Here is a 22,290-nt window from a genome sequence, read left to right as displayed (position 1 = left end):
AATCGAGAGGTCATCATGCTGCCTGCTGTCAATCATCGGCCGCCGTTCAACATCACGCGCGCCAGCCATATCGTATTGAACGTTGCCGACCTGGCGAAAAGCCGGGACTTCTATGTCGACATCGTCGGCCTCGTCGTGACGGAGCAAACCGCCGACACGTGCTATCTGCGCGGCCTGTCCGAAGCCTGCCACCATAGTCTGGTGCTCGTGCAGGCCGACAGCAACGCACCCATCTGCAAGCGGATCGGCTTTCGCGTTTTCCTCGAAGAAGACCTGGATCTTGCCTATCAGTTCTTCAAGGAAGAAGGGCTTCCCGCCGAATGGGCCGAAGTCGCGCATCAAGGCAGAACCTTGCATGTCTCCGATCCGTTCGGCACGAAGATCGAATTGTGCGCGCAGATGGAAACGCGTCCCCGTCTCTATCTCGAGCGCAACCTGTTCAAGGGCGCGCACGCGCAGCGCATCGATCATTTCCAGATCTTCTCGCCGAACACCTACGAATCGTGCGCGTTCTATAGCAGGCTCGGCTTTCGCAACTCCGAGTATCTCGCGCACGGCGAGCGGCTGCTCGGCGCCTTCATGTATCGCAAAGGCACGTGCCTCGATCTGGCTATCGTCGAGAACGACGGACCCTGCATGCATCACTTCGCGTACATCGTGCCCGAATCGCACGACATCTTCACCGCGTGCGACCTCGCGGGCATCTACGGCCATGCGCATGAAGTGGAGCGCGGACCGGGCCGCCACGGCCCCGGCGGCATGCTGTTCGTCTATCTGCGCGACCCGGATGGTCACCGCGTCGAGCTGTGCGACGGTCATTACCAGACCATCGACATCGAAATCGAGCCGGTCCGCTGGGATGCCGCTTCGCTGAGCACCAGCGTGCGCTGGGGTCTGCCGGCGGAGCACCGTTGGTACTTCGAGGCCTCGCGGTTCGAAGGAGCCGAACTGATCGAAACAGCCAACAAGCCGCGTCCCACGACGCTCGAAACCTACATTCAGAACCGGCTTGCAAAAAGCTGATAGCGCAAGGAATAACCACTATGGCACGCGTCAAATACCTCCAGCGTTCGGACCTCGCAGGCGTTGACGACGCCCTCTTCGACCGGCTCGAACAGGAACGGAAAGTACCCACGGCGAACATCTTTCGCGCGCTCGCGCACGCACCGCGGATTCTCGATCAGTTCCTTTCCTACGCGAACGCGATCCGGGCGTCGTCGATCAGCCCGAAGTTGCGCGAACTCGCGATTCTGACGGTCGGACACTGCACCGGCTCCCAATACGAAATCGCGCATCACCAGTCGCATGGGCTGAAGGCGGGCATCAGTGCGGAGCAACTGAACGCGATTCCCGACTTCGAAACCTCGCCCCTGTTCACCGAGGAAGAGCGTGCGGTGATGGCGGTCGCGAAAGAGTCGACGCTGAAGGTCGACGTCAGCGACAAGACCTGGAACCGGATCGTGCCGTTCCTGAACGATCAGCAACGCGTCGAACTCGCGTTGAACATCGCTTGGTACAACTCCGGCGTGCGCATCATGGGCGCACTCGCGATCGAACTCGAGGAGAGCTATCGCTGATAGAAGCCCGGCCCCGATCGACAAACAGACCGGCTGCACCGAACCGGCCGCTGTTCAAAGCAATGCGTGGTACTTACGCACGGAATGGCGGATACCGCGGAAGTCTTCACAGAGAAAGAGGAACGTATGGAACGAACGATGGTTGCAGCGCGGCTGCATGCTCTTCACACTCCGATGACGCTCGATACCATCCCGGTGCCGAAACCGAGACCCACCGATGTTCTCGTGCGAGTCAAGGCATGCGGAATCGTGCCGAACATGGGCAACGTCATCAACAACTGGCCGAGCTGGTTTCCGCATCAGCCGCTGCCGAAGTTTCCCGCTATCTTCGGCCTGGACCCTGCCGGGGTCGTCGAAGAGGTCGGCGAAGCGGTGCTCAACGTCAAGCCGGGCGATCGCGTCTATGTGAGCCCGTTGCGTTCATGTGGATCGTGCAAGGCATGCCGCGCCGGCCGGCGCAGCGAATGCCGGTACTACACGTTGAACGGCTACTTCAGCACGAGCCGCGACGGTCAACGCATTTTCGATCTTTACCCGTATGGCGGCTTCAGCGAATACATGACCGCGCCCGAATATGCGATCGTCAACCTCCCCGATAACATGAGCTTCGAACAGGCCGGCCGGTTCGGCTATCTGGGCACCTCGTACGGTGCGCTGAAAAACGCCGCCGCGGGTCCGGGCCAGGTCGCTCTCATAGACGGCATCACCGGCACGCTCGGCGTGGCCGCGACGGTGCTGGGCCTCGCCATGGGCTTGTCGCGCATTCTCGGCACGGGCCGTGACGCAGCGCTGCTCAAACGTGTGAAGGCGCTCGCGCCGGAGCGCATCGAGGTGACGCAGCTCGGCGAAGGCTCGACGGGCGAATGGGCCAGGTCGCTGACGGGCGGTGAAGGCGTGGACTTCGTGATCAGTGCGCTCGGCGCCAAGGCGCCCGCGGCCACCATGCTCGACTCCATGAAGGGCGTTCGGCGCGGCGGCAGGGTGGTGAATGTCGGCGGCGTGGCCGACGACCTGCCGATCGACGTGAAGTGGCTGATGGACGAGCAGGTGCAGATCATCGGATCAAACTGGTTCACGACCGCGCAGGGTCAGGAAATGGCCGACATGGTGAGCACCGGCGCAATCGACCTGTCGTATCTCGAACATCGCAGGTTCCCGCTCGAACGCGTCAACGAGGCGATCTCCGGCCTGAAGGATCGCGACGGCGGCTTCAGCAACTATGTCGTCCTTCCCTGACTAGCTTCACTGCGTGACCGGAAGTGCGACTGCGCCTGCGGTCGCACACCGGCTCGCGCAAGTTTCGATCCGCTTCCTACCCGGTAAAAACCCATGAAGATCGCGCGATATTCGATTGATGGCAATGAGCATTACGGCATCCTCGGCAGCGACGGAAATATTCAGCGACTGAAGCGCTCGCCGCTCGAAGGACTGCATCCTTCCGGTCATGTCGACACGCTCGAATCGGTTCGCGTGTTGAGCCCGTTTCACCGCCCTCGCGTTTTCGGTCTCGGCTACAACTACCGCGCGCATTCGCAGGAAGTCGGCAAAAGCACGCCCACGGTTCCGGTGCTGTTCATGAAACCCAGCACCACGGTGATCGGCCCGGACGAAGCCATCGTCTATCCGCCCGACGGCGAGAACATTCATTTCGAGGGGGAGCTGACGGTCATCATCGGCAAGGAAGCGCGCCATGTTTCCGAAAGCGAGGCACTGCGTTACGTCTTCGGCTACACATGCGGCAACGACGTCAGCGACCGGGTGTTGCAGCGCCGCGAGAGCGAGTACGGCTGTCTGCTCATGGGTAAAGGCTACGACACGTTCGCGCCCATCGGTCCCGTGGTCGAGACGGATATCGATCCGTCGAACCTTCGTCTGCTCACCCGCGTCAACGGCGAGGTGCGCCAGAACGGCAACACCGCCGATCTCGTGTATGGCGTGCCCGCATTGATCGCCTACCTCAGCAAGTACATGACGCTCCTTCCCGGCGACCACATCATGACGGGAACGCCGGCGGGAGTCGGCCCCATCAAGCCCGGCGACACGATCGAGGTGGAGATCGAGGGCATCGGCGTGCTGCGCAACCGTGTGATCGCCTCGATCAGCGCGGCTTCCTGAACGAAACCAGGCTCCGAAAACGAAAAACCCTCGAAGCATCGCTGCATCGAGGGTTCAAAAAATTCCAGCAATCGGACGGAGTTCTACCTGGTGCCGGGGACCGGACTCGAACCGGCAAGCCGTGAAGCGGCGGATTTTAAGTCCGCTATGTTTACCAATTTCATCACCCCGGCAGGGTGCGATCGCGTGGACGCGAATTCTACCATTGCCGGGCGAGCGCACCAAACCGGCGGAAGTCGACCGCCGTCCGTTTCACTCGCCGCGTGGCGACGATAAAAATCGCAGTCATCCGCGAGTCACAAACCTTTCCGATAATCCGCTCACGAAAACGTTTACATCCGAGTGGATAGCCATGACCCCGACGATCAAAGATGTCGCCGCCCACGCCGGCTTCTCCATCGCCACTGTCTCGCGTGCGATCAATGCGCCGCATACGGTGAACCCCGTCACGCTGGATACCGTGCGCCGATCCATCGACGCCCTCGACTTCCGCCCAAGCGCGTTGGGCCGCCAATTGCGCGGCGAGCGCACGCGCCTGATCGGCGTGATCCTGCCGACGCTCGCCAATCCCGTGTTCGCCGAATGCCTGCAAGGCATCGACGAACTCGCGGCGGCGCAAGGCTACCGGCTCATGCTGATGACGACGCAGTACGACACCGAGCGCGAGCGTCACGCGATCGAAACGTTGCGCGAACACCGCGTGGAAGGCCTGATCCTGACCGTGGCCGACGCCGACACGCACCCGCTGCTCGACGAACTCGACCGCGCCGGCCTGCTCTACGTGCTGATGCATAACGACACGGTGCGGCGTCCGTCGGTCTCGGTCGACAACCGGCTCGCCGCCTATGAGGGCGTGCGCATGCTGATCGCCCACGGTCACCGCAGCATCCTGATGCTCGCCGGCACGCTGGCCGCCTCCGACCGCGCGCGCCAGCGTCACCTCGGCTACGCACAAGCGATGCAGCAGGCCGGCCTCGCGCCCGCGCCGGCGCTCGAAGTCGATTTCAATGCCGACGAGCTGTCGCCGTCGGTGCTCGCGCATTTGACCCGCGGCGCGAACCGGCCCACCGCCCTCTTTTGCAGCAACGACCTGCTCGCGATGGTGGTCATGCGCGGCCTGCGCCGCGCGCGTCTGCAAATTCCGCACGACATGTCGATTCTCGGCTTCGACGGCCTCGCGATGGGTGAACTGCTGTCGCCGCCGCTGGCGAGCGTCTGCGCGCCGAATCGCGAGATCGGCTGCGCCGCGTGGCAGCGCTTGCTGGCCCGCGTCACCGGCGGGTACGAGACATTCGCCGAGACGCCGCTCGCGCTGACGCTGCCGCACAGCTTGCGCGAAGGCGCCACCATCGCGGCGATTCCGAACCGCAACGAAACAACGCCGGCGCGGATTTCCGTGCGCGCATAGCGGCGTCTCGCCCATTTCCAACCCTGAACCACCCGCTCTCGTCCTCTCCAGGAGACTCGCAGTGATCCGCTCTTCCACACGCTCTTCGTTGCTCAAACCGCTCTGGCGCCGCGTCGCGCGCGCCACGACCGCGGCGTTCTCGGCGGGCATGGTCGTCACCGCCGCGCTCGCCACGCTCGCCCCACAAGCGGCCCACGCCGACGAAACCGCGATCTGCTACAACTGCCCGCCCGAATGGGCCGACTGGGCAAGCCAGATCAAGGCGATCCAGCAAAAGACCGGCATTCGCGTGCCGTTCGACAACAAGAACTCCGGCCAGTCGATCGCCCAACTGATGGCCGAACAGAAGAGCCCGGTCGCCGACGTGGTGTACCTCGGCGTCTCGTCGGCATTCCAGGCGAAGGACAAGGGCGTGATCCAGACGTACAAGCCCGCGCACTGGGACGACATTCCCGCCAACATGAAGGACCCGCAAGGCTACTGGTTCACGATCCACTCGGGCACGCTGGGCTTTTTCGTCAACAAGGACGCGCTCGAAGGCAAGCCGGTGCCGCGCTCGTGGGCCGACCTGCTCAAGCCCGAATACAAAGGCATGATCGGCTACCTCGATCCGTCGAGCGCGTTCGTCGGTTACGCGGGCGCGGTCGCGGTGAACCAGGCGCTCGGCGGCACGCTCGACAACTTCGAGCCGGGCCTCGACTGGTTCCGCAAGCTGAAGGCCAACGCACCGATCGTGCCGAAGCAAACCGCCTACGCGCGCGTGATGTCGGGCGAAATCCCGATCCTGCTCGACTACGATTTCGACGCCTATCGCGCGAAGTACAAGGATCACGCGAACGTGGAATTCGTGATCCCGAAGGAAGGCACGATCTCGGTGCCGTATGTGATGAGCCTCGTGAAGGGCGCGCCGCACGAAGCGAACGGCAGAAAGGTGCTCGATTTCGTGCTCTCCGACGAAGGCCAGAAGCTGTGGGCCGATGCGTATCTGCGGCCGGTGCGCGCGAACGCGATGAGCGCGGAAACCGCCGCGAAATTCCTGCCCGCGAGCGAGTATGCGCGCGCGAAACCGGTCGACTTCGGCAAGATGGCGGAAAAGCAGTCGAGCTTCGGCGAGCGTTATTTGCAGGTGATGCATTGAACGACATCACGTTCCCGCTGCGCTGGCGCATTGCGTTGATCGCGCCGGCGCTGGCGGTTTTCATCGCGTTCTGGTTGCTGCCGATGGTCGCGCTCGCGCAGTTGAGCGGCGACGGCCACGCGTTCGCCACCTATCGCGCGATGCTGACGAATTCGCGCTACATGTCGAGCCTGGGCGCGACGGTGCTGCTCTCCGCAGCCGTGACGGCGGCGACGCTGGTGCTCTCGGTGATCGCCGGCTTGCTGCTGGCGCGCCGTGAGTTTCCCTTGAAACGCACGCTGCTCGCGCTGCTGACCTTTCCGCTGGCGTTTCCCGGCGTCGTGGTCGGCTTCATGGTCATCATGCTGGCGGGACGTCAGGGGCTGATCGGCGCGCTCTCGCTGAAACTCACCGGCGACCGCTGGGTGTTCGCGTACTCGATGAGCGGCCTCTTTCTCGGCTATCTGTACTTCTCGATTCCGCGCGTGATCGTCACGGTGATGGCGTCGGCGACCAAGCTCGATGCGTCGCTCGAGGAAGCGGCGCGCTCGCTCGGCGCGTCGCCGTGGCGCATCACACGCGACATCGTGTTGCCCGCGCTGTCGCCGGGATTGATCGCGGCGGGCGCGGTGTGCTTCGCGACCGCGATGGGCGCGTTCGGCACGGCCTTCACGCTCGCCACCGACATCGACGTGCTGCCGATGACCATCTACACCGAGTTCACCCTCAACGCGAACATGGTGACGGCCGCGGGCCTCTCCATCGTGCTCGGCATCGTCACGTGGGCCGTGCTGGCGTTCGCGCGCAGCGTGACCGGCTCGGCGGTCGCGGCCAGCGCATGAGCGGCGTTCTCAAACCCGACGACAAGACTTCGATGAACTCCATCCCCGCTCCTCTGCCACGCGCCGCGAAGCCGCATTCGAGACTCAGGTGGCCAGGCTCGCGCACGTGGCTCGCGGCCGGCCAATGGCTCGTCACGCTGCTGCTGTGCGCCTTCCTGATCGTGCCGGTCGTGATGTCGATCGTGGCCGGCCTGACCGTCAACTACTTCAAGGGCGTATCGAGCGGACTGACGCTGCGCTGGCTCGGCGAAGTGTGGACGCAGTATCACGGCTCGGTTTTTCTTTCGCTCGAAGTGGCGGCGGCGACCCTGCTGATCACGCTCGTTACCGGCGTGCCGGCGGGCTACGTGCTCGCGCGCAGCAAGACGCGGCTCTCGCGCATCATCGAAGAGTTTCTGGTGCTGCCGATCGCGTTGCCGGGGCTCGCGTCCGCCCTCGCCTTGCTGGTGGTCTATGGCGGCTTCGCGATGTTCCGCATGAGCGTCGCGTTCATTGTGGTGGGGCATGTGGTGTTCACGCTGCCCTTCATGGTGCGCGCGGTCGCCGCGGTGTGCGCGAGCAGCGATCTGCGCACGCTCGAGGAAGGCGCGGCGAGCCTCGGCGCGAGCTTCTTTCAGCGCTTCACGACGATCGTGCTGCCGAATGCGCGGCCGGGCATCGTCGCCGGCGCGCTCGCGGTGCTGACGCTTTCGATCGGCGAATTCAATCTCACGTGGATGCTGCACACGCCCGACACGAAGACGCTGCCGGTCGGTCTCGCGGATACCTATGCGTCGTTGCGCATCGAGATCGGCAGCGCCTACACGATTCTGTTTTTCATCATGACGATGCCCCTGCTCGTCGCGATGCAATGGCTCGGCGTCGATGCAACCGGCCAGCGCAGCGCGGCGAGGAAACGCGTCGCTGTCTTACCTTCATCTTCAACGACCACGCCATGAAACTCGCTTCCGTTCCCATCGCGCTGACGCAATGCGCGAAAACGTTTCGCGGCACACGCGTGCTCGAACCGCTCGACCTGCGCATCGGCGCGGGCGAAACGCTGGTGTTGCTCGGCCCCTCCGGTTGCGGCAAGACCACGACGCTGCGCATGATCGCGGGTCTGGAGACGCCCGACGCGGGCGGACGCATCGCGTTCGGCGACGACGACGTCACCGCGCTGCCGATCGAAAAGCGCCAGGTCGGCATGGTGTTTCAAAGCTATGCGCTGTTTCCGAACCTGACCGTGCGCGGCAACATCGGCTACGGTCTCAGGATCAAACGCGTGCCCACTGAAACCGCGCGGCAACGGGTCGACGAATTGCTCGCGATGATGCGCCTCACCGCGCACGCGGATAAACCGATCGACCAGCTTTCCGGCGGCCAGCGTCAGCGTGTTGCGCTCGCACGCGCGCTTGCCGTGCAACCGCGCGTGCTGCTGCTCGACGAACCGCTGACCGCTCTCGATGCGCGTTTGCGCGACACGTTGCGCGGCGAGATGAACACGCTATTGCGCGAACTGGGCATCACGACGGTCTACGTGACGCACGATCAGGCCGAAGCGATGGAACTGGGCGACCGCATCGTCGTGATGAGCGCCGGGCGTATCGAGCAGATCGGTTCGCCGCGCGACATTTACTATCGTCCGGCGAATCGCACGGTCGCGCAGTTCGTCGGCACCATCAACCGGCTGGCGGGCGAACGGCGCGACGGCATGCTGAGCACGACCGGCGGCGCCGTGCCGCTTCCGTCGGGCGCGACGCATGCCAGCTCGGCGCACGAAATTTTCTTTCGCCCCGAGGATGCGTATCTCGCCGACCCGGCCCATGCGCAGTTGCGCGGCAACGTCGAAAGCACCGCGTTTCTCGGCGAACGCACCCGCCTGACGATCGGCGGCGCCGCGCCGGACGCTTTGCTGATCGACGTCGCGGGCCGCGTCGAGTTGGCGCGCGGCACGCCCGTCGGCATCTCGATCGTGCAGGACGCGCTGATCGCGCTATCGTAATGAAGCCGCGCTGCGCTCGTGGCAGCGCGCATCGATCACAAGGACATCCCCATGCTGCTGGCTCAAATTAGCGATCTGCATATCAAGCGGCCCGGCGCGCTGGCTTATCGCCGTGTCGACACCGGCGCCGCGCTCGCGCGCTGCGTCGCCGCGCTCAACGCGCTCGAACCGCGTCCCGACGCCGTTATCATGACCGGCGATCTCGTCGACCAGGGCGACCCCGAGCAGTACGCGCATCTCAAGCATCTGCTCGCGCCGCTGGAGATTCCCTACTTCCTGCTCGTGGGCAATCACGACGAACGTGCCGCATTGCGTGCGGCGTTTCCTGAGCGCATGGAGTTGCACAGCGGCGGCGAGTTCGTGCACTACGCGGTCGATGTCGGACCGCTGCGCGTGATCGCGCTCGATTCGTTGGTGCCGGGTCGAAGCGCGGGCACGCTGTGCGACGCGCGGCTTGCCTGGCTCGCGACGCAACTCGATGCGGCCCGAGGCAAGCCGACGGTGGTCGCGCTGCATCATCCGCCGTTTGCTTGCGGCATCGGACACATGGACGCGCTGCGCCTCGACCAGGCCGCGGCCGATCGACTCGCCGCCCTGGTCGCGCGTCATCCGAACGTGGAGCGCGTGATTTGCGGGCATGTGCATCGGCCGATGTTCGTGCGCTTCGGCGGCACGATAGCCTCGGCCGTGCCGGCGCCCGCGCATCAGGTCAGGCTCGATCTGCGCGAGGATGCGCCGTCGGCATTCGTCATGGAAGCGCCCGCGTATGCGCTGCATCGCTACGATCCGGCGACCGGCATCGTCACGCATCACGCGTATGTCGATCAGGCGGATGGCCCGTATCCGTTCTACGAGCCCGAAGGCGCGTTGATCGATTGATCGTCAAACCGGTCAACCCGTCAGGCGTTGACGAAGGTCTCACGAACGCGCCGGGACAGCCTGAAATACGGTATCCCGAGCGCGGCGGCGATGACGGCTTGAACAAAACCGTCGAATGGAATCGCGATGGCGATGCCGATCACGTGCGTCATGTAATCGCCGAGCAGATAAGCGCCCGTGCGCATGACGACGATGGCAAGCAGCCACGCTTGCACCTGCACCGCAAAGCGCGCCGATTTGCGCCACGCGAGAAGCGTCAGCCAACCCGCGCCCGCAACGATGAACGCGCCGATCATCACGTCGCAGCCGACCATCGTCATCACCGCGCGATACCAGCCGTGCGTTTCGCTGCGCGCGAACACGGCCAGCAGTTCCCATTCGAGCATCAGCTTGAGTGGATCGCGCAGCGCGATCGCGGTGGACAGCGCCCATGCAGCGAGGCAGAGCAAGGCAATCAGCAGACAGCCGCCGATTCGTCGTGGTTCGGTTTTTGTGCTTGTAGTCATGAAGTCGGGTCACGTGTGGGATTTATCGCGCGCGCCGATTCTACGAACGACCGCCGCAGCGGCGTCTCATTTTTGTCCGATGGACGTTTTTCAATTGCCTTACTTCGCGCGAGTCGCGTGCGAGCTGCGCTCAAACATGAACGGCTCGCACGGCCGCGACCGTCAGCACGATCCATCGCGCTCCGGTATGATCGGCACGCTTGAGGACCGCGCATGGGCCGGTCCGTCGATCGCCCCTCTCATGTCCACTTCCGACGCTTCCACTTCCGCTTCCGACAGGTCGTTGCGCGGCTTGCTGCTACTGCTCGCGACCATCGCGGGCGTGGCGGTCGCGAACATCTATTACAACCAGCCGCTGCTCGACAACTTCCGTGGGTCTTTTCCCACTAGCGCGTCATGGGTCGGCGCGGTGACGGCCGTCACGCAACTCGGCTACGCGGCCGGCATGCTGTTGCTCGCGCCGCTCGGCGACCGCTTCGACCGGCGCCGCCTGATTCTGTTGCAGATCGTGGGCATGTGCGTCGCGTTGGTGACGGCCGCTACGGCACCGACGCTGCCCGTGCTGATCGTCGCGAGCCTCGCGATCGGCGTGCTTGCCACCATCGCGCAGCAGGCGGTGCCGTTCGCCGCCGAACTCGCGCCGCCGGCTCAGCGCGGTCATGCGGTGGGCACGGTGATGAGCGGTTTGCTGCTGGGGATTTTGCTGGCACGGACCGCCGCCGGGGTCATTGCCCAGTATCTCGGCTGGCGCGCGGTGTTCGGCGCGTCGGTCGTCGCGTTGCTGGCATTGGCGGTCGTGATCATCATGAGACTGCCGAAGAGTCAGCCGACCTCGACGCTGTCCTACGGCAAGCTTCTGGTTTCGATGTGGCATCTGGTGGTCGAGCATCGCGCGCTTCGCGAAGCGTCGCTGACCGGTGCGGCGATGTTCGCCGCGTTCAGCATTTTCTGGTCGGTGCTGGCGTTGTTGCTGGCGGGCGCGCCGTTTCATCTGGGACCGCAGGCGGCCGGGCTATTCGGCATCGTCGGCGCGGCAGGGGCGATGGCCGCGCCGCTGGCCGGCAAGTTTTCCGATCGACGCGGGCCGCGCGCGATCATCACCGTGTCGATTGGGCTCGTGGCGGTTTCGTTCGTTGTGTTTGGGTTGTCGGCGGCCAGTATCGCGGGGTTGGTGGTCGGTGTGATCGTTCTCGATGTCGGGGTGCAGGCTGCGCAGATTTCGAATCAGTCACGGATCTATGCGCTCAAGCCTGATGCGCGTAGTCGGGTCAATACCGTTTATATGGTGGCTTATTTTATTGGTGGTGCGGTTGGGTCTGGGGTCGGGGCGGTGGTTTGGGCGGGTTTTGGGTGGGGTGGGGTTTGTGTGGCGGGGGTTGGGTTTGCCGGGCTGGCGGCCTGGAATCATTTGAGGCTTTCCGGCAAGGGGTGATTGGTTCTGGTTTTGTTGCCTGCTTGGGCGGTTGTTTGGATGCTGTTTTTTTTGGGGTGTTGGGATTTCCTTGATTTGTTAGTGGTCTATTGGCGTTGCCCCTGTGCGGGGCGGCACCTACTTTTCTTTGCCGGCCGCAAAGAAAAGTAGGCAAAAGAAAGCGGCTCACACCGCTAGCTTTCAAGCGGGTCCCCTGGCTTGGAGGAGGTAGTGGTGCATCTGGAATCCGTGTTCTCGCACACTCCGCGTTCGTGACACAGCAGTCATTCTTCCGGCGGCGCTGCGCGCGCCGTCGCGGTGCTTCGTCGGGGCGAGCCGTTGGGGGTTCGATTTGGTGGGAGCGAAACATGTTAATCGGAAACTATCCGTGTATTCGCCCCCGGCGCGCCTGGAGCATTGAAGCCATGAATGCCGCCGCCGCGCCCGCACGCTATTCAACGCGACGTCACCCTGCCCCGTTCGCTCACCACCTCGCCGCGCTGCAAGACATACGAGAGACGCTCGCCTTGTCCCGTGAGCACGCCGATATCCTTGAGCGGGTCGCCGTCCACAACCAGCACGTCGGCAATCGCGCCGGCTTTCACGACACCGAGCTGGCCGCTCGGATCGACGATCTCCGCGGCGATCGTGGTGGCCGAGCGCAACGCTTCCAGATTGCCGAGCACCTCCGCGCGAATCCGCAGTTCGTCGCTTTGGAACATATGCATCTCGCCGAGCAGGTCCGAACCGAAACCCATCGGCACGCCGGCCTTCGCATAGATCTGCAAGGAGTCGCGCCCCGCTTGCCGCACGGTTTCGACCTTGGCGATGGAGTCGGCGGGCAAGCCATAGTCGGCGCCATGTTTGGCCAATGCGTCGTACGTGACCAGCGTGGGCACCACGAACGCGCCGTGCTCGCGCATCAGTCGAGCGGCGGCTTCGTCGACCAGGTTGCCGTGTTCGATCGTGCGCACGCCGCAGCGAATCGCCCGCGAAATCGCGCGGCCGGTGTACGCATGCGCCATCACGTAAGTATTCGCCGCTTGCGCTTCGGCGACGATCGCGCGGATTTCGTCCTCGGAATACTGGGTGTTGCCGATCGGATCGGTGGGCGAAGCGACGCCGCCCGATGCCATGATCTTGATCTGCGTCGCGCCCTTCTGAATCTCCTCGCGCACGGCGAGCCGCACCGCATCCACACCGTCGACCACGCGCGCGATCGCCCCGGCGCGAAAGCAACATGAGCAGGGTTCGAGCATGTCGCCGCGTGCGCGAAAATCGCCGTGGCCGCCGGTTTGCGACAGCGCCTTGCCCGACGGAAAAATGCGCGGCCCCGGAATCAGGCCGCTTTCCAGCGCTTGCGTCAAACCCCAATCCGCGCCGCCCGCATCGCGCACGCTCGTAAAGCCGCGGGCGAGCATCGCCTTCAGAATCGGCAGCGCGCGAATCGCGGCGAGGATGTTCGGTTGCGTTGCATTCGTGCCGAGATTCGCGCGCGAAGCCAATACGTGTACGTGACAATCGATCAATCCTGGCATCACCGTCTTGCCGCGCGCGTCGATCACGCGCGCGTTCGGCAGATCGACAGGGCGATCGGTGACTTCGACGATGTGGCCGCTTTCGATCACCACATGATGATGCTCGAGCCATGCGCCCTGGACCAGATCGAGTACATTGCCGCCGCTGATTACCGTCATGCTCATTGCTATCTTCCTGACTTGATGAGGGAATCCGTCCGGCCTCTTTCAGTCCCGGCCGGACACGCCGCTTCAGGCGCGGCCGTGGCGCTTGTCGTCCATGCCGCGCACGAAGAACGTGCCGGTCAGGCTGATGGCCGCCGCGATCATCACGTAGATCGCGGGCGCCATGTTGCTGCCGGTCGAGGCGATCAGCCACGTGATGAAGAACGGCGCGAAGCCGCCGAAAATCGTCACCGCGAAGTTGTAGGCGACGGAGAGCCCCGTGGACAACACCTTGGTCGGAAACAGTTCGGAGAACGCCGCGAGAATCGGTCCTGTGTAAGCGGCGATCAGCAAGCCGAACACGCCCTGAAACACCAGCAGCGAAGCGAGGCCGGGCGCGCTGTTGATGTACGCGAACATCGGCCATGCGAGCAGCAGGATGGATACGGCGGCGCCCGAGAGAAAAACGCGGCGGCCGAAGCGGTCGGCCAGTTTGCCGACAACCGGCGAGAAACACATGATCATCAGGCCGCCGAACATGCCGGCGGAAAAACCGGTGGATTGCGGCAGGTGCAACGTCCGCACCGAATACGTCGGCATGTAGAACAGCAGCACATAGGTGCACACGGTCCACAGAATCACCATCGAAAAGCTCGCGAAGGTTTCGCGCGGAAAGCGGCGAAATACTTCCGCGAGCGGTGAATCGCTTTTGGCTTCTTCGGCGACCGCGCTGAATGCCGGCGTTTCATCCATGCGGCTGCGAATGAAATAGCCGACGGGGCCGATCAGAATGCCGATCAAAAACGGCATTCTCCAGCCCCACGAGTGCAGCGCATCGGCGCTCAGACTGGAGGTCACGAAGGTGCCGACCGCGGCGCCCAGCAGCACGGCGAAACCGATGCTCGACTGAATCCAGCTCGAATAGAAAGCACGCTTGTGCGCCGGCGCGTACTCGGTGAGAAAGGCGGTGGCGCTGCCCATTTCGCCGCCCGCCGAGAAGCCCTGTAGCAGCCGCGCGATTACGATGAGGACCGGCGCCCACACGCCGATCTTTTCGTAGGTCGGCGCGATGCCGATGAGCGCGGTGCCGCCCGCCATCAACAGAATGGTGAGCGAGAGCGCGGCCTTTCTTCCGGCTTTATCGGCGTACACGCCGAGCACGATACCGCCCACCGGTCGCATGAAAAAACCCACGCCGAAGGTGGCGACGGCAAGCAGCAGCGAGCTCAGTTCATTGCCGGTCGGGAAGAACAGCCTGGCGATGATGACCGCGAAAAAACTGTACACCGTGAAGTCGAACCACTCCAGCCCGTTGCCGAGCACGGTGGCGATAATGGCGCGGCGCCGCTGCTGCGCGAGCGCGTCAACGGGTAATGCGACGTTGGATGAAAGCGTTCCTTGCATGGTCTCTGTCCTCATGTGGCTGCCTGTCGGGCGGTGATGCCGGCAACGCGCCACGGCGTGACCGAACGGCGCTTTCGCATGCATTACGCCGATCGTAGAGAGACCTGATTTGTTTTCGAAACGAAAGATTCGCATGCATGCATGCGTGCGTGTAGCGCATGCGAAGCGGGTTCAGGCCGCGGCCCTGCCCTTCTGCTCCTCGGCCTGTTCGAACAACCAGCGCGTAAACCGGCGCGCCGCCTGGTTCTGCGAGCGGTCGTTCGGCGACACCACGTAGTAGGCGCCGCCGTGGCTCGCCGAAGCATGCGTCGCGCGCACCAATAGTCCTTCATCCAGACAGGCGTCGATCATATGACGCCAGCCGAGCACGACGCCTTGACCGAGAATCGCCATCTGCACGAGCTGCGGATAGTGGTTGACGACGACTGCCCGCGGTGAAGCGGGCATCTGCACGTCGTTGAGGCGAAACCATTCGGACCACGCCATCCATTGCCGCTGACCGTCCTCCTGCATCAGCAGCGTTTCGCGCGCGAGGTCGGCGGGTTGCAGCACGCGGCCGGCGAGATAGCCGGGCGAACAGACCGGATACACCTCTTCGTCGAAAATCCGGCGTGCGGTGAAGTGCGGTTCGGCGCGCTGGCGAATGTAGTACAGGCCCACATCGAACTCGGCGGGCGACAGCGACGCGAGCCCGTCGCGCACGATCATTCTGATCTTGACGTTCGGATGAGCGGCGCGAAACGCGCCCAGTCGCGGCGTGAGCCACAACACGGCGACCCCGGATGAACATGCGATCGTCAATTCCTGATCGCCGTAGCGCTTCATGACGTCGAGCGTGGCTTCGGAGCAGGTGGCGAGCAACCACTGCACGTGCTTCGCATAGCCCTCGCCGGCGATCGTCAGACGTAACGAGCGATGCTCGCGCACGAACAGCGAGCGGCCGAGAAAGTCTTCCAGTTGCGCGATCTGCCGGCTGATCGCGCTTTGCGTCAGATGCAGTTCGGCGGCGGCTTTGGTGAAACTGGCATGCCGTACCGCAGATTCGAACGCGACGAGGCATTGGAGCGGAGGTAAAGGGGTAATGCGCATGATGACCACACCCGAGTGACGATCGCACCATCATAGCGGGTCGAAACATGCGTCAAATCATGAGTTCGGGGAAGAGTCTCACTCCCAACATCCGTTTTGCAAGGCTTGTCACTCGCTACGTGGAACCGCCGATTTCTTCAAACGCTGCACGGCTTCGTCGACGTCGGAATCGCTGTCGGTGTCGTAATCGATCGTGATCTTGCCTTCGCGCGTTCTCGTCACCCGAGTTCCAATCGCGCGCTCGACGTTGCGTTCGATGACCCCTGGGGTGTCGATCCGCGCCTGCGCCGCGCGTGAAAGCCAGAACGGCCCGCGGTGCCGGGTATCGTCGAAGCCGAGGTCTTCCGCGCACGTGCCGCACGGCCGCATCGTGCCGCCAAGCAGTTGGGGATCGACGGCCGCACTGAAATTGTCCTGCACGTGGTGCTTGATCCGGCGCTCCGCGTGCAGATCGACGGTCTCGCCGCGATGGGTGAACTTTCGATCGGACACCTGGAGCCCGCCGTTCGACATCATCTTGTCCAGCACCTCTCCCGGCGTGCCGGGCAGCGTGTTCGCGGAACCGATGCGAAGCGCCGCACGCAACTTTTCCACATGCCGCCGCTCCCTGCCGGCAAGCGGCGTATCGCTTCGGGCCAACGCTTCGGCCATTTCGCTCAAATTGCCGCGCCCGAGTTGGTTCGCCAATTCTGTGTTCATCACGTTCAGGTTGGAGGAGACCACGAGTGTTTTTGCCGGCGCGTGGTAGTACGACTGAATCTCTTTCGAGTCCGGAAATCTGGCCTTCAGAAGCGTCGATTGCCAGCGCAGCATTTGCCTTGCTCTGTCCGCTTCGTAGGAGCGCGGCTCGCTAATCTGCTCGGGATTATTCGCAAAGACCTTTTCGAGCCGGTTCGCTCGCCTCGCCTCCGAGTCCTCGCTCGTGGACCGGACGATCAAGACCTTGGCCGGCATCTTTCCCCGGGGCGGCAATGTCATCGTCTTCATGGCGGACTCCGCCACGACGCTTACCGGCTCGCCGAGCGAAGCCGCGTGTAAGCGGTCGAGCTGTTTCTCGATGCCCGCCCTCAGGTATCCCTCGAAGTGCGTCAGCAACGCATGGACCGCCGCGCGTTCGCGCACGATTCCGCCTTCGCCGATCACCGCCGTGAACGTTTCGGGATGCAGGTTCGACTCGATCGCCGCGTCCCGGGGCGACATGGTCGGGTTGCCTCGCAGCGCGTTCATTGCCGCAACGATGCGGTCCAGATCGTCGCGCAAGACTGCCAGGAACTGCTCGGCGTCGACGAGCGGCAGCGGCAGCGCGCCGGCCTGCGTATGCAAACCGCGCGCGGCGAGCGCGGCGGCGAGCGCTTCGCGGTTCTGCCCATAGCCGGGTAAGCGCTGAACCGCGCCGACATCGCGAAGGCTGCCGTCGGCGGGCACGATATGCAGCGCCAGGCACGACGCGCCGACGCCGACGGCAGGGCCGATCTTCCATAGCTGCACCTTGCCCTCCGCGGGAATGGCGCGCAGCGCATCGGCGAGCAGCGCCGCCGTCATTTGCTGTATGGCGCCCTCGCCGGAGACAGGCAGGCTGTCCGCCGTCTGCACGTCGCCCAGATCCCTGAAGAGCTGTTGCAAGTCGTTCTGCACGTCGGCATAGCCGGCAAGGCGCGCCACCGCGGCAGCCGGCTTTTTCAACGCGCCGTCCACCACCGACAGCCAGCCCGCGATCGTGCTTTCCTTATGGCCGGTTCTCCGCGCGACGGTGCCGAGCGCGCCGGCGTTCTGGCCGCGCGTCGCGCCTCGCCTCACCCCGAGATCGACCAGCGTCTGGAGCATCGCTTTCAGCGCGTGCGCGTCCATTGCCCGCCGCCCGGCGCACGGCTGCGGCAGATCCTTCGTCGTGAAGCCGAGCGAGCGCGCGAGGACGTTGAGCCTGTCGCGAAACAACGGATAGTCCGGCATCTTGGCGAGGCGGTCCGGCAAGTTCCGGTACTGCCAAAAATTCGGATTCCGCCAGGACGTGACCGTTCCTTTTGGAAATGAATGCGCGTCGAGCGTGTCCTTGAGCGCGGCGCCTCTAGCCCGGTCCGACAGAATCGTGTAGACCATTGCCGCGGTCGCGCTTTGCCGCGATCGGCCAGCGCGTGCGGCGACGGCAGCGGCGTCCTGATGGTTTGCCGCCGGCATCGCACTCGCTAGCGCGACGTCCAGGGACGATGCAGCGGCTTGTTCACTTGTTCCACGAGGCAACGGCGTGGCCGGCAGATCCGCCCAACGCCAGTTCGCACCCCCGCGGCCCGCCTCGGCGCCCTCACCCGTTCGCGTTCGTTTGCCCGTGCGTTGCCACCCCGGCGACGGTTCATTCAACGCAGCGGACGACGGCGACGAATCGGGCGGCCTGCTCGCCGCGGCACGGCCACCGGCTTGCGACGACGACCCCTGCGCGAGCGATCGAGCGCGCCGCGCAGGCAGTGGGGCGAGCAATGGCGTACGCGCCGGCGCGGCACGCCGCACCCTGCCGGACGAAGCGATCTGGTCCGGCCGCTCGTCGCTGGTCGTTGCGGCGGCTTTATTTGCGGGGGTGTTTCCGATACGCATGCCGAGACTCCGGAAAAACGGCCTCGGATAATGATTCATGAGCCGTGCCGGTCTATCTTCCGGGCCGCTGATCGGGTGGGTTTGCGCGGCGGCGAATTTTCAGCGCCGCCGGCGAACCACGGCGTGCCTGCTCGCAATCCTGATGGCGACGCGCGCGCCGCCCATCACGCGATTTCACGGCGCGAGCAACCCAAGCACGACACGCGCGCCCATGCCCACGGCAACCACGACCGGTGGCCGGAACGTGTCGACGCCGCCCCGGTCGACGAGACGCGGCTGCGTGATATTCGCGGGCGTTGTCGTGGCGCCCCGAAGCGGCGCGTTGAGCCACGGAATCAGCCGATTCTGGCGGACCGTCGCGCCCAGTCCCCGGTTGGCGCGAAACAGATCGATATAGCTCTGGCGGTAACCGCTCGCGAACAGCAGATCGGCCACCGCCTTCGACAGATCCGCCGCGCCGGCCGCGTAATGGCCGGAGGCGAACGCATGCGGAACGGCGGCAAGGTCGGCCAGCATGAACGGGCCCGCGCCGATCACCGCCGCCGCCCTCATGGCCTGCTCCTGCACGCGCATCACCGGCGAAGGCTTGCGAATCCGGCTGCCGTCGGGCAGCGTCGATGGATAAATCACCGCCTCACGATCGCCGAGGCCCTGCAACCACTGCACGAGCGCGGAACGGTCCGCGTTGCCGCGATAGAAGCCGCGCATGCGCGCGCCCTCCGCCTGGACTTCGTGATCGCGATCGAGCCGCGCGCCGCGCGCGCCGAGCAGGTGCGCGGCCAGCGCGCTGCCGTTGTTGCCCCAGTGCACGGGAATGAAAGCCGCGGTCGCGAGATTCGAAAACGTCCGGCTCGCGTTCGACACGTTCAGAAGGCCGGCTTGCGGATCGAGCCAGATATTGGCGAAGACGCGCGGCCCAGCGGCATCGTTGATGCCGTAACTGGCGAGTCGCAGCACTTCGAGCGCGCGGCCGAGCGGACTCGTCAGCGCGAGCATCTGGTCCGACGCGCTTTCCAGTCGCCGGAACGCCTCGCCGTCCTCGGGATTGACGCGCAGCAGCTCGCTCGCAAAAGCGAGTTCGTCGCGCGCGCTTCGCGTCAGGCCGCGGCTGACGCCGCGCCACCCGCTGACCTGCCGCTGCACGACGTCGAGCGCCGCTCCGGTGGGCTCTTCGCTCGCGCGTTGCACGCGCACGGCGAGGCGGCTTTGCGCAATATCCGTCGCGCCGCCGACGGCTGCCCGATAGCCGAACATCGCGAGCGCCGCCTTGATCAGCACCGCCTGGCTCGCGAGGTAGCCGCCGTCCATGACGCCCCAGCGCAGGCTCGCGTACGTGCCGGTCGCGCCCGCGACGATCACGCCCGCGCTCTTGTACGCCGCGCGCCGGAGCTCTTTGCCGCTCATGCCGGTCAGCGTCGGGGTGCCGTGGATTTCGCCGGGCTGCACGTCATAGCGCGCGTCGCGATTGACGGCGGTCTCATGAAACAGGCCGCCCTGAGGATTGATCACGGGGACGCCGCCCGACAGCATCTCCGTTGGAATGTGGCCGTTGCCGATGGCGGCGCGAAGCATGCGGGCAGGCGCGACGATGCGATATAGCACGGGCAGGCCGGGCGCGTTCCCGTCATCGGCGCGTCGGGCGAATTCTTCGTTGAAAAGCCGGGTGGCTTCGCCGCGCGCGCCCGTGATATCCGCCCAGATGCGCGTGTTGCCGGCAAGGCTCAAGCCCGCGCCGTGCGGGCCCAGGCTTTGCTGAAGCGGCACATCCGACGAAGCGAACGCGACCACGTCACGCCGCGGTCCGCTCCAGAAGCCGCCGTCGTCGCTGCGCACAAGGCGTATGCGCTCACGCAGCGGCGTGCGCGGCGGCACGTAGCGCGGGCCGGCCTGGGTCAGGAAAAACCATTGCGCCTCCTCCACTTCGGTAATCCGATGCGGGCGCCTGCCGGTGCCGCCGCGCGCGAGCCGCAGCGCGCGATCCATCAGATCCTCCAGTTCCTCGGCCGTTGCCGGCCCGCTCGGCTCGGGCCGCGTCAGGTCGGCCGCCGCAGGGACGGTTTCGACGAGCCCGCGCTCGCCGCCCGCCACGGCGATCTCGGTGACCGGTGCGGACTCGCTGCCGGCGTTCGCACTGCGCGCGGCATCGGCGGCCGCCTGAGCGGCGGGCTGCGAGCGCACGAACAGTTCACGCAGACTCGCGTCCTGCGCCGCGGACAGCCCCTCGGGAAGACGCAGCAACTCGCGGCTGCGCGCATTGCCAAAGAACCCGTCGTGGCCGGGAGGCTGGCTCGCGTAATGCGTCTGCAGCGCGGCGCGGCGCAGGGCGAACTCATCGGCGATTTCATCGGTTTCGAGCGGCACCTGGATCGTGTTCGCCGGATCGAGCGGGACCATGTCTCTGAGCGCGTACCAACCCTCCTCCACTGCTTCGACGACGGGTGGCGCGTTGCCGCCATGCGTCGCGGCGAATGCGCGCGCGGCCTCGTGAGCGATCCGGCTGGCCTTGTCGTGCGCGGGATGGATGCGTGGATCGGTCGAGGTCGTCAGGATCGCCGCATATTCGTGGTTCGCCAGTTTCTCCTCGAGCAGCTCGTTGATTTTCCGGCGATCCCACGAGGCCTTGATTCCGTAATCGACCGTGTTGCGTGCGACGCGAAACGGGTTGAAATCGGGGTTGTCCATCACCGTGACAGTCAGGTTGGTGCTATTGCCGCCCAGTTCTTTCCAGAAACCCACCGTCTCTTTCACGCGGATGCGTCCATAGGCTTGCGGATCGGTTTCCTCCTTCCCGGTCGCGTCGTATTTCGGCTCGGGAATGCCCTTGCTCGACAGGCTGAACATGGTGCCGCCGTTGCCCTTCGTCAGATACACGACGTCGACGTGAATGCCCTGCGCCAGCAGCCGTCTGAGCGAGCCGGAAAACAGCGACTCGTCATCGGGATGCGCGAGGACGACCAGCACCCGCTTCGGGTCCGGGCGTTCTTCCGGTAATGGCAGGCGCGCACTCTCCGCGGTTGCGGCAGGGTGGACAGCCGCCGCTTGCGCGCCGGCTTGCGCGCGATGAGGCAATACATTCGGGAGAGCCGCCGGTCGCGATGCGCGGGGCGGCGGCGCATCGCTGTCGTTGTTGTTGCTGTTTTGCCGGAAGCGCACGGTCGCGGAACGTTGCGCGCGCGCGTCGGAAAAATACGGCGCGAGAAACTCGTGCGCGGCGCGGGCCGGGCGTGGAATGGGCACAGCGGGCGGATCGAAAGAAGAAGAAGAAGAAGAAGAAGAAGAAGCGAAAGGTTCCGTGCCGGCGGGAACGGACGGTTGAGCGTCGGGGCCGCGAACAGTCGACATATCGGTCCTCGCAAGGTTCGCGGACGACGCCTGTCGAAGCCGCGCGGCAGGCTCGCACGGCGTGGATGTCGCCCGCCGCATGAACGGGATTCAGCGTGTTGCCCTGGTTCCGTCTCCACCATTGCGCTCGGGGCTGTCGTGGCTGCCCTGAATTCGCGCGGTCCGCGCAACACTCGATGCTTCGAGCGTATCGAGTGGATGGCGCGGTACCGCGTTGCGACCGAAGGCATCGATGTGCATGCGAACGTCGCCAGAATTCAGAGCAACGCCCAATCCGCCGTGTCAGCTCGATCCGCGTTTTAGCCGGCTCAATCGCTCTCGTAACGTCGGAACAGGCGTGATCGCGGATGG

Annotated in this window: 17 protein-coding genes and 1 tRNA gene; 11 read left to right on the top strand and 7 right to left on the bottom strand. The window is 64.8% G+C overall.

All coding sequences use genetic code 11. The features are described from left to right. The first annotated feature begins 15 nt into the window (after positions 1 to 15). The 4 genes from ACOCG7_RS17815 (at position 16) to ACOCG7_RS17800 (ending at position 3,692) form a co-directional block, all read left to right on the top strand. Positions 16 to 1,023, top strand: a complete 1,008-nt coding sequence (locus ACOCG7_RS17815) for a VOC family protein (protein ID WP_073431452.1) — start codon at positions 16 to 18, stop codon at positions 1,021 to 1,023. Positions 1,024 to 1,043: 20 nt separating this feature from the next. Beyond that, on the top strand, positions 1,044 to 1,577 hold the full coding sequence (locus ACOCG7_RS17810; RefSeq protein ID WP_114162166.1) for a carboxymuconolactone decarboxylase family protein: 534 nt from the start codon (positions 1,044 to 1,046) through the stop codon (positions 1,575 to 1,577). Between the two features lie 126 nt (positions 1,578 to 1,703). Further along, the gene (locus tag ACOCG7_RS17805) at positions 1,704 to 2,813 is read left to right on the top strand and encodes an alcohol dehydrogenase catalytic domain-containing protein (RefSeq protein WP_114163451.1); all 1,110 of its coding nucleotides are present in this window, start codon (positions 1,704 to 1,706) and stop codon (positions 2,811 to 2,813) included. A 93-nt stretch (positions 2,814 to 2,906) separates the two neighbouring features. After that, positions 2,907 to 3,692 (top strand): fumarylacetoacetate hydrolase family protein, encoded by a 786-nt coding sequence (locus ACOCG7_RS17800; protein ID WP_073431450.1) that lies wholly within the window; start codon positions 2,907 to 2,909, stop codon positions 3,690 to 3,692. Between the two features lie 88 nt (positions 3,693 to 3,780). Here ACOCG7_RS17800 and ACOCG7_RS17795 read toward each other — a convergent pair. Beyond that, positions 3,781 to 3,865 (bottom strand) — tRNA-Leu (locus ACOCG7_RS17795). A 179-nt stretch (positions 3,866 to 4,044) separates the two neighbouring features. On the opposite strand from ACOCG7_RS17795, the gene ACOCG7_RS17790 reads away from it, so the two are divergent. The 6 genes from ACOCG7_RS17790 (at position 4,045) to ACOCG7_RS17765 (ending at position 9,919) form a co-directional block, all read left to right on the top strand. Further along, complete coding sequence (locus ACOCG7_RS17790) at positions 4,045 to 5,100, top strand: substrate-binding domain-containing protein (RefSeq protein WP_114162165.1); 1,056 nt, start codon at positions 4,045 to 4,047, stop codon at positions 5,098 to 5,100. Positions 5,101 to 5,161: 61 nt separating this feature from the next. After that, entirely contained in the window at positions 5,162 to 6,238 is a 1,077-nt protein-coding gene (locus tag ACOCG7_RS17785) for an ABC transporter substrate-binding protein (RefSeq protein ID WP_073431448.1), read from the top strand. Then, positions 6,235 to 7,059 (top strand): ABC transporter permease, encoded by an 825-nt coding sequence (locus ACOCG7_RS17780; protein WP_114162164.1) that lies wholly within the window; start codon positions 6,235 to 6,237, stop codon positions 7,057 to 7,059. The genes ACOCG7_RS17785 and ACOCG7_RS17780 overlap by 4 nt, the downstream gene beginning before the upstream one ends. A 32-nt stretch (positions 7,060 to 7,091) precedes the next feature. Next, positions 7,092 to 7,997, top strand: a complete 906-nt coding sequence (locus tag ACOCG7_RS17775; protein ID WP_114163450.1) for an ABC transporter permease — start codon at positions 7,092 to 7,094, stop codon at positions 7,995 to 7,997. After that, complete coding sequence (locus tag ACOCG7_RS17770) at positions 7,994 to 9,040, top strand: ABC transporter ATP-binding protein (RefSeq protein WP_114162163.1); 1,047 nt, start codon at positions 7,994 to 7,996, stop codon at positions 9,038 to 9,040. Before ACOCG7_RS17775 ends, ACOCG7_RS17770 begins: the two co-directional genes overlap by 4 nt. Positions 9,041 to 9,091: 51 nt before the next feature. After that, positions 9,092 to 9,919: a phosphodiesterase gene (locus ACOCG7_RS17765; RefSeq protein WP_114163449.1), complete on the top strand. Its 828-nt coding sequence runs from the start codon at positions 9,092 to 9,094 to the stop codon at positions 9,917 to 9,919. A 20-nt stretch (positions 9,920 to 9,939) separates the two neighbouring features. On the opposite strand, the gene ACOCG7_RS17760 is transcribed toward ACOCG7_RS17765, so the two are convergent. Then, positions 9,940 to 10,425, bottom strand: a complete 486-nt coding sequence (locus tag ACOCG7_RS17760) for a DUF2569 domain-containing protein (protein ID WP_114162162.1) — start codon at positions 10,423 to 10,425, stop codon at positions 9,940 to 9,942. A 241-nt stretch (positions 10,426 to 10,666) separates the two neighbouring features. On the opposite strand from ACOCG7_RS17760, the gene ACOCG7_RS17755 reads away from it, so the two are divergent. Further along, positions 10,667 to 11,857 carry an MFS transporter gene (locus ACOCG7_RS17755; RefSeq protein WP_114163448.1) on the top strand — a complete coding sequence of 397 codons (1,191 nt, stop codon included), beginning with the start codon at positions 10,667 to 10,669 and terminating at the stop codon, positions 11,855 to 11,857. 434 nt (positions 11,858 to 12,291) lie between these two features. On the opposite strand, the gene ACOCG7_RS17750 is transcribed toward ACOCG7_RS17755, so the two are convergent. The 5 genes from ACOCG7_RS17750 to ACOCG7_RS17730 form a co-directional block, all read right to left on the bottom strand. After that, entirely contained in the window at positions 12,292 to 13,539 is a 1,248-nt protein-coding gene (locus ACOCG7_RS17750; RefSeq protein ID WP_114162161.1) for a metal-dependent hydrolase family protein, read from the bottom strand. A 66-nt stretch (positions 13,540 to 13,605) separates the two neighbouring features. Continuing rightward, on the bottom strand, positions 13,606 to 14,922 hold the full coding sequence (locus tag ACOCG7_RS17745; RefSeq protein WP_114162160.1) for an MFS transporter: 1,317 nt from the start codon (positions 14,920 to 14,922) through the stop codon (positions 13,606 to 13,608). Between the two features lie 171 nt (positions 14,923 to 15,093). Further along, positions 15,094 to 16,011, bottom strand: coding sequence for a LysR substrate-binding domain-containing protein (locus tag ACOCG7_RS17740; RefSeq protein ID WP_083085100.1), 918 nt, complete (start codon positions 16,009 to 16,011; stop codon positions 15,094 to 15,096). 108 nt (positions 16,012 to 16,119) lie between these two features. Further along, positions 16,120 to 18,108, bottom strand: a complete 1,989-nt coding sequence (locus ACOCG7_RS17735) for a hypothetical protein (RefSeq protein WP_152035332.1) — start codon at positions 18,106 to 18,108, stop codon at positions 16,120 to 16,122. A 663-nt stretch (positions 18,109 to 18,771) separates the two neighbouring features. Next, the gene (locus ACOCG7_RS17730) at positions 18,772 to 21,939 is read right to left on the bottom strand and encodes a PIG-L family deacetylase (RefSeq protein ID WP_421379273.1); all 3,168 of its coding nucleotides are present in this window, start codon (positions 21,937 to 21,939) and stop codon (positions 18,772 to 18,774) included. Between the last annotated feature and the right edge of the window lie 351 nt (positions 21,940 to 22,290).

This window comes from Paraburkholderia sp. DD10 (assembly GCF_049177125.1).
Classification (GTDB): domain Bacteria; phylum Pseudomonadota; class Gammaproteobacteria; order Burkholderiales; family Burkholderiaceae; genus Paraburkholderia; species Paraburkholderia terricola.
This window is presented reverse-complemented; position numbering and strand designations above follow the sequence as displayed.

What these genes read in the sequence shown, in the direction of transcription:
- ACOCG7_RS17810 (WP_114162166.1), top strand. Translation starts at nt 1,044, where the DNA reads ATGGCACGCGTCAAATACCTCCAGCGTTCGGACCTCGCAGGCGTTGAC.
- ACOCG7_RS17815 (WP_073431452.1), top strand. Translation starts at nt 16, where the DNA reads ATGCTGCCTGCTGTCAATCATCGGCCGCCGTTCAACATCACGCGCGCC.
- ACOCG7_RS17730 (WP_421379273.1), bottom strand. Translation starts at nt 21,939, where the DNA reads ATGTCGACTGTTCGCGGCCCCGACGCTCAACCGTCCGTTCCCGCCGGC.
- ACOCG7_RS17775 (WP_114163450.1), top strand. Translation starts at nt 7,092, where the DNA reads ATGAACTCCATCCCCGCTCCTCTGCCACGCGCCGCGAAGCCGCATTCG.
- ACOCG7_RS17770 (WP_114162163.1), top strand. Translation starts at nt 7,994, where the DNA reads ATGAAACTCGCTTCCGTTCCCATCGCGCTGACGCAATGCGCGAAAACG.
- ACOCG7_RS17755 (WP_114163448.1), top strand. Translation starts at nt 10,667, where the DNA reads ATGTCCACTTCCGACGCTTCCACTTCCGCTTCCGACAGGTCGTTGCGC.
- ACOCG7_RS17805 (WP_114163451.1), top strand. Translation starts at nt 1,704, where the DNA reads ATGGAACGAACGATGGTTGCAGCGCGGCTGCATGCTCTTCACACTCCG.
- ACOCG7_RS17740 (WP_083085100.1), bottom strand. Translation starts at nt 16,011, where the DNA reads ATGCGCATTACCCCTTTACCTCCGCTCCAATGCCTCGTCGCGTTCGAA.
- ACOCG7_RS17790 (WP_114162165.1), top strand. Translation starts at nt 4,045, where the DNA reads ATGACCCCGACGATCAAAGATGTCGCCGCCCACGCCGGCTTCTCCATC.
- ACOCG7_RS17750 (WP_114162161.1), bottom strand. Translation starts at nt 13,539, where the DNA reads ATGAGCATGACGGTAATCAGCGGCGGCAATGTACTCGATCTGGTCCAG.
- ACOCG7_RS17735 (WP_152035332.1), bottom strand. Translation starts at nt 18,108, where the DNA reads ATGGTCTACACGATTCTGTCGGACCGGGCTAGAGGCGCCGCGCTCAAG.
- ACOCG7_RS17765 (WP_114163449.1), top strand. Translation starts at nt 9,092, where the DNA reads ATGCTGCTGGCTCAAATTAGCGATCTGCATATCAAGCGGCCCGGCGCG.
- ACOCG7_RS17760 (WP_114162162.1), bottom strand. Translation starts at nt 10,425, where the DNA reads ATGACTACAAGCACAAAAACCGAACCACGACGAATCGGCGGCTGTCTG.
- ACOCG7_RS17800 (WP_073431450.1), top strand. Translation starts at nt 2,907, where the DNA reads ATGAAGATCGCGCGATATTCGATTGATGGCAATGAGCATTACGGCATC.
- ACOCG7_RS17745 (WP_114162160.1), bottom strand. Translation starts at nt 14,922, where the DNA reads ATGCAAGGAACGCTTTCATCCAACGTCGCATTACCCGTTGACGCGCTC.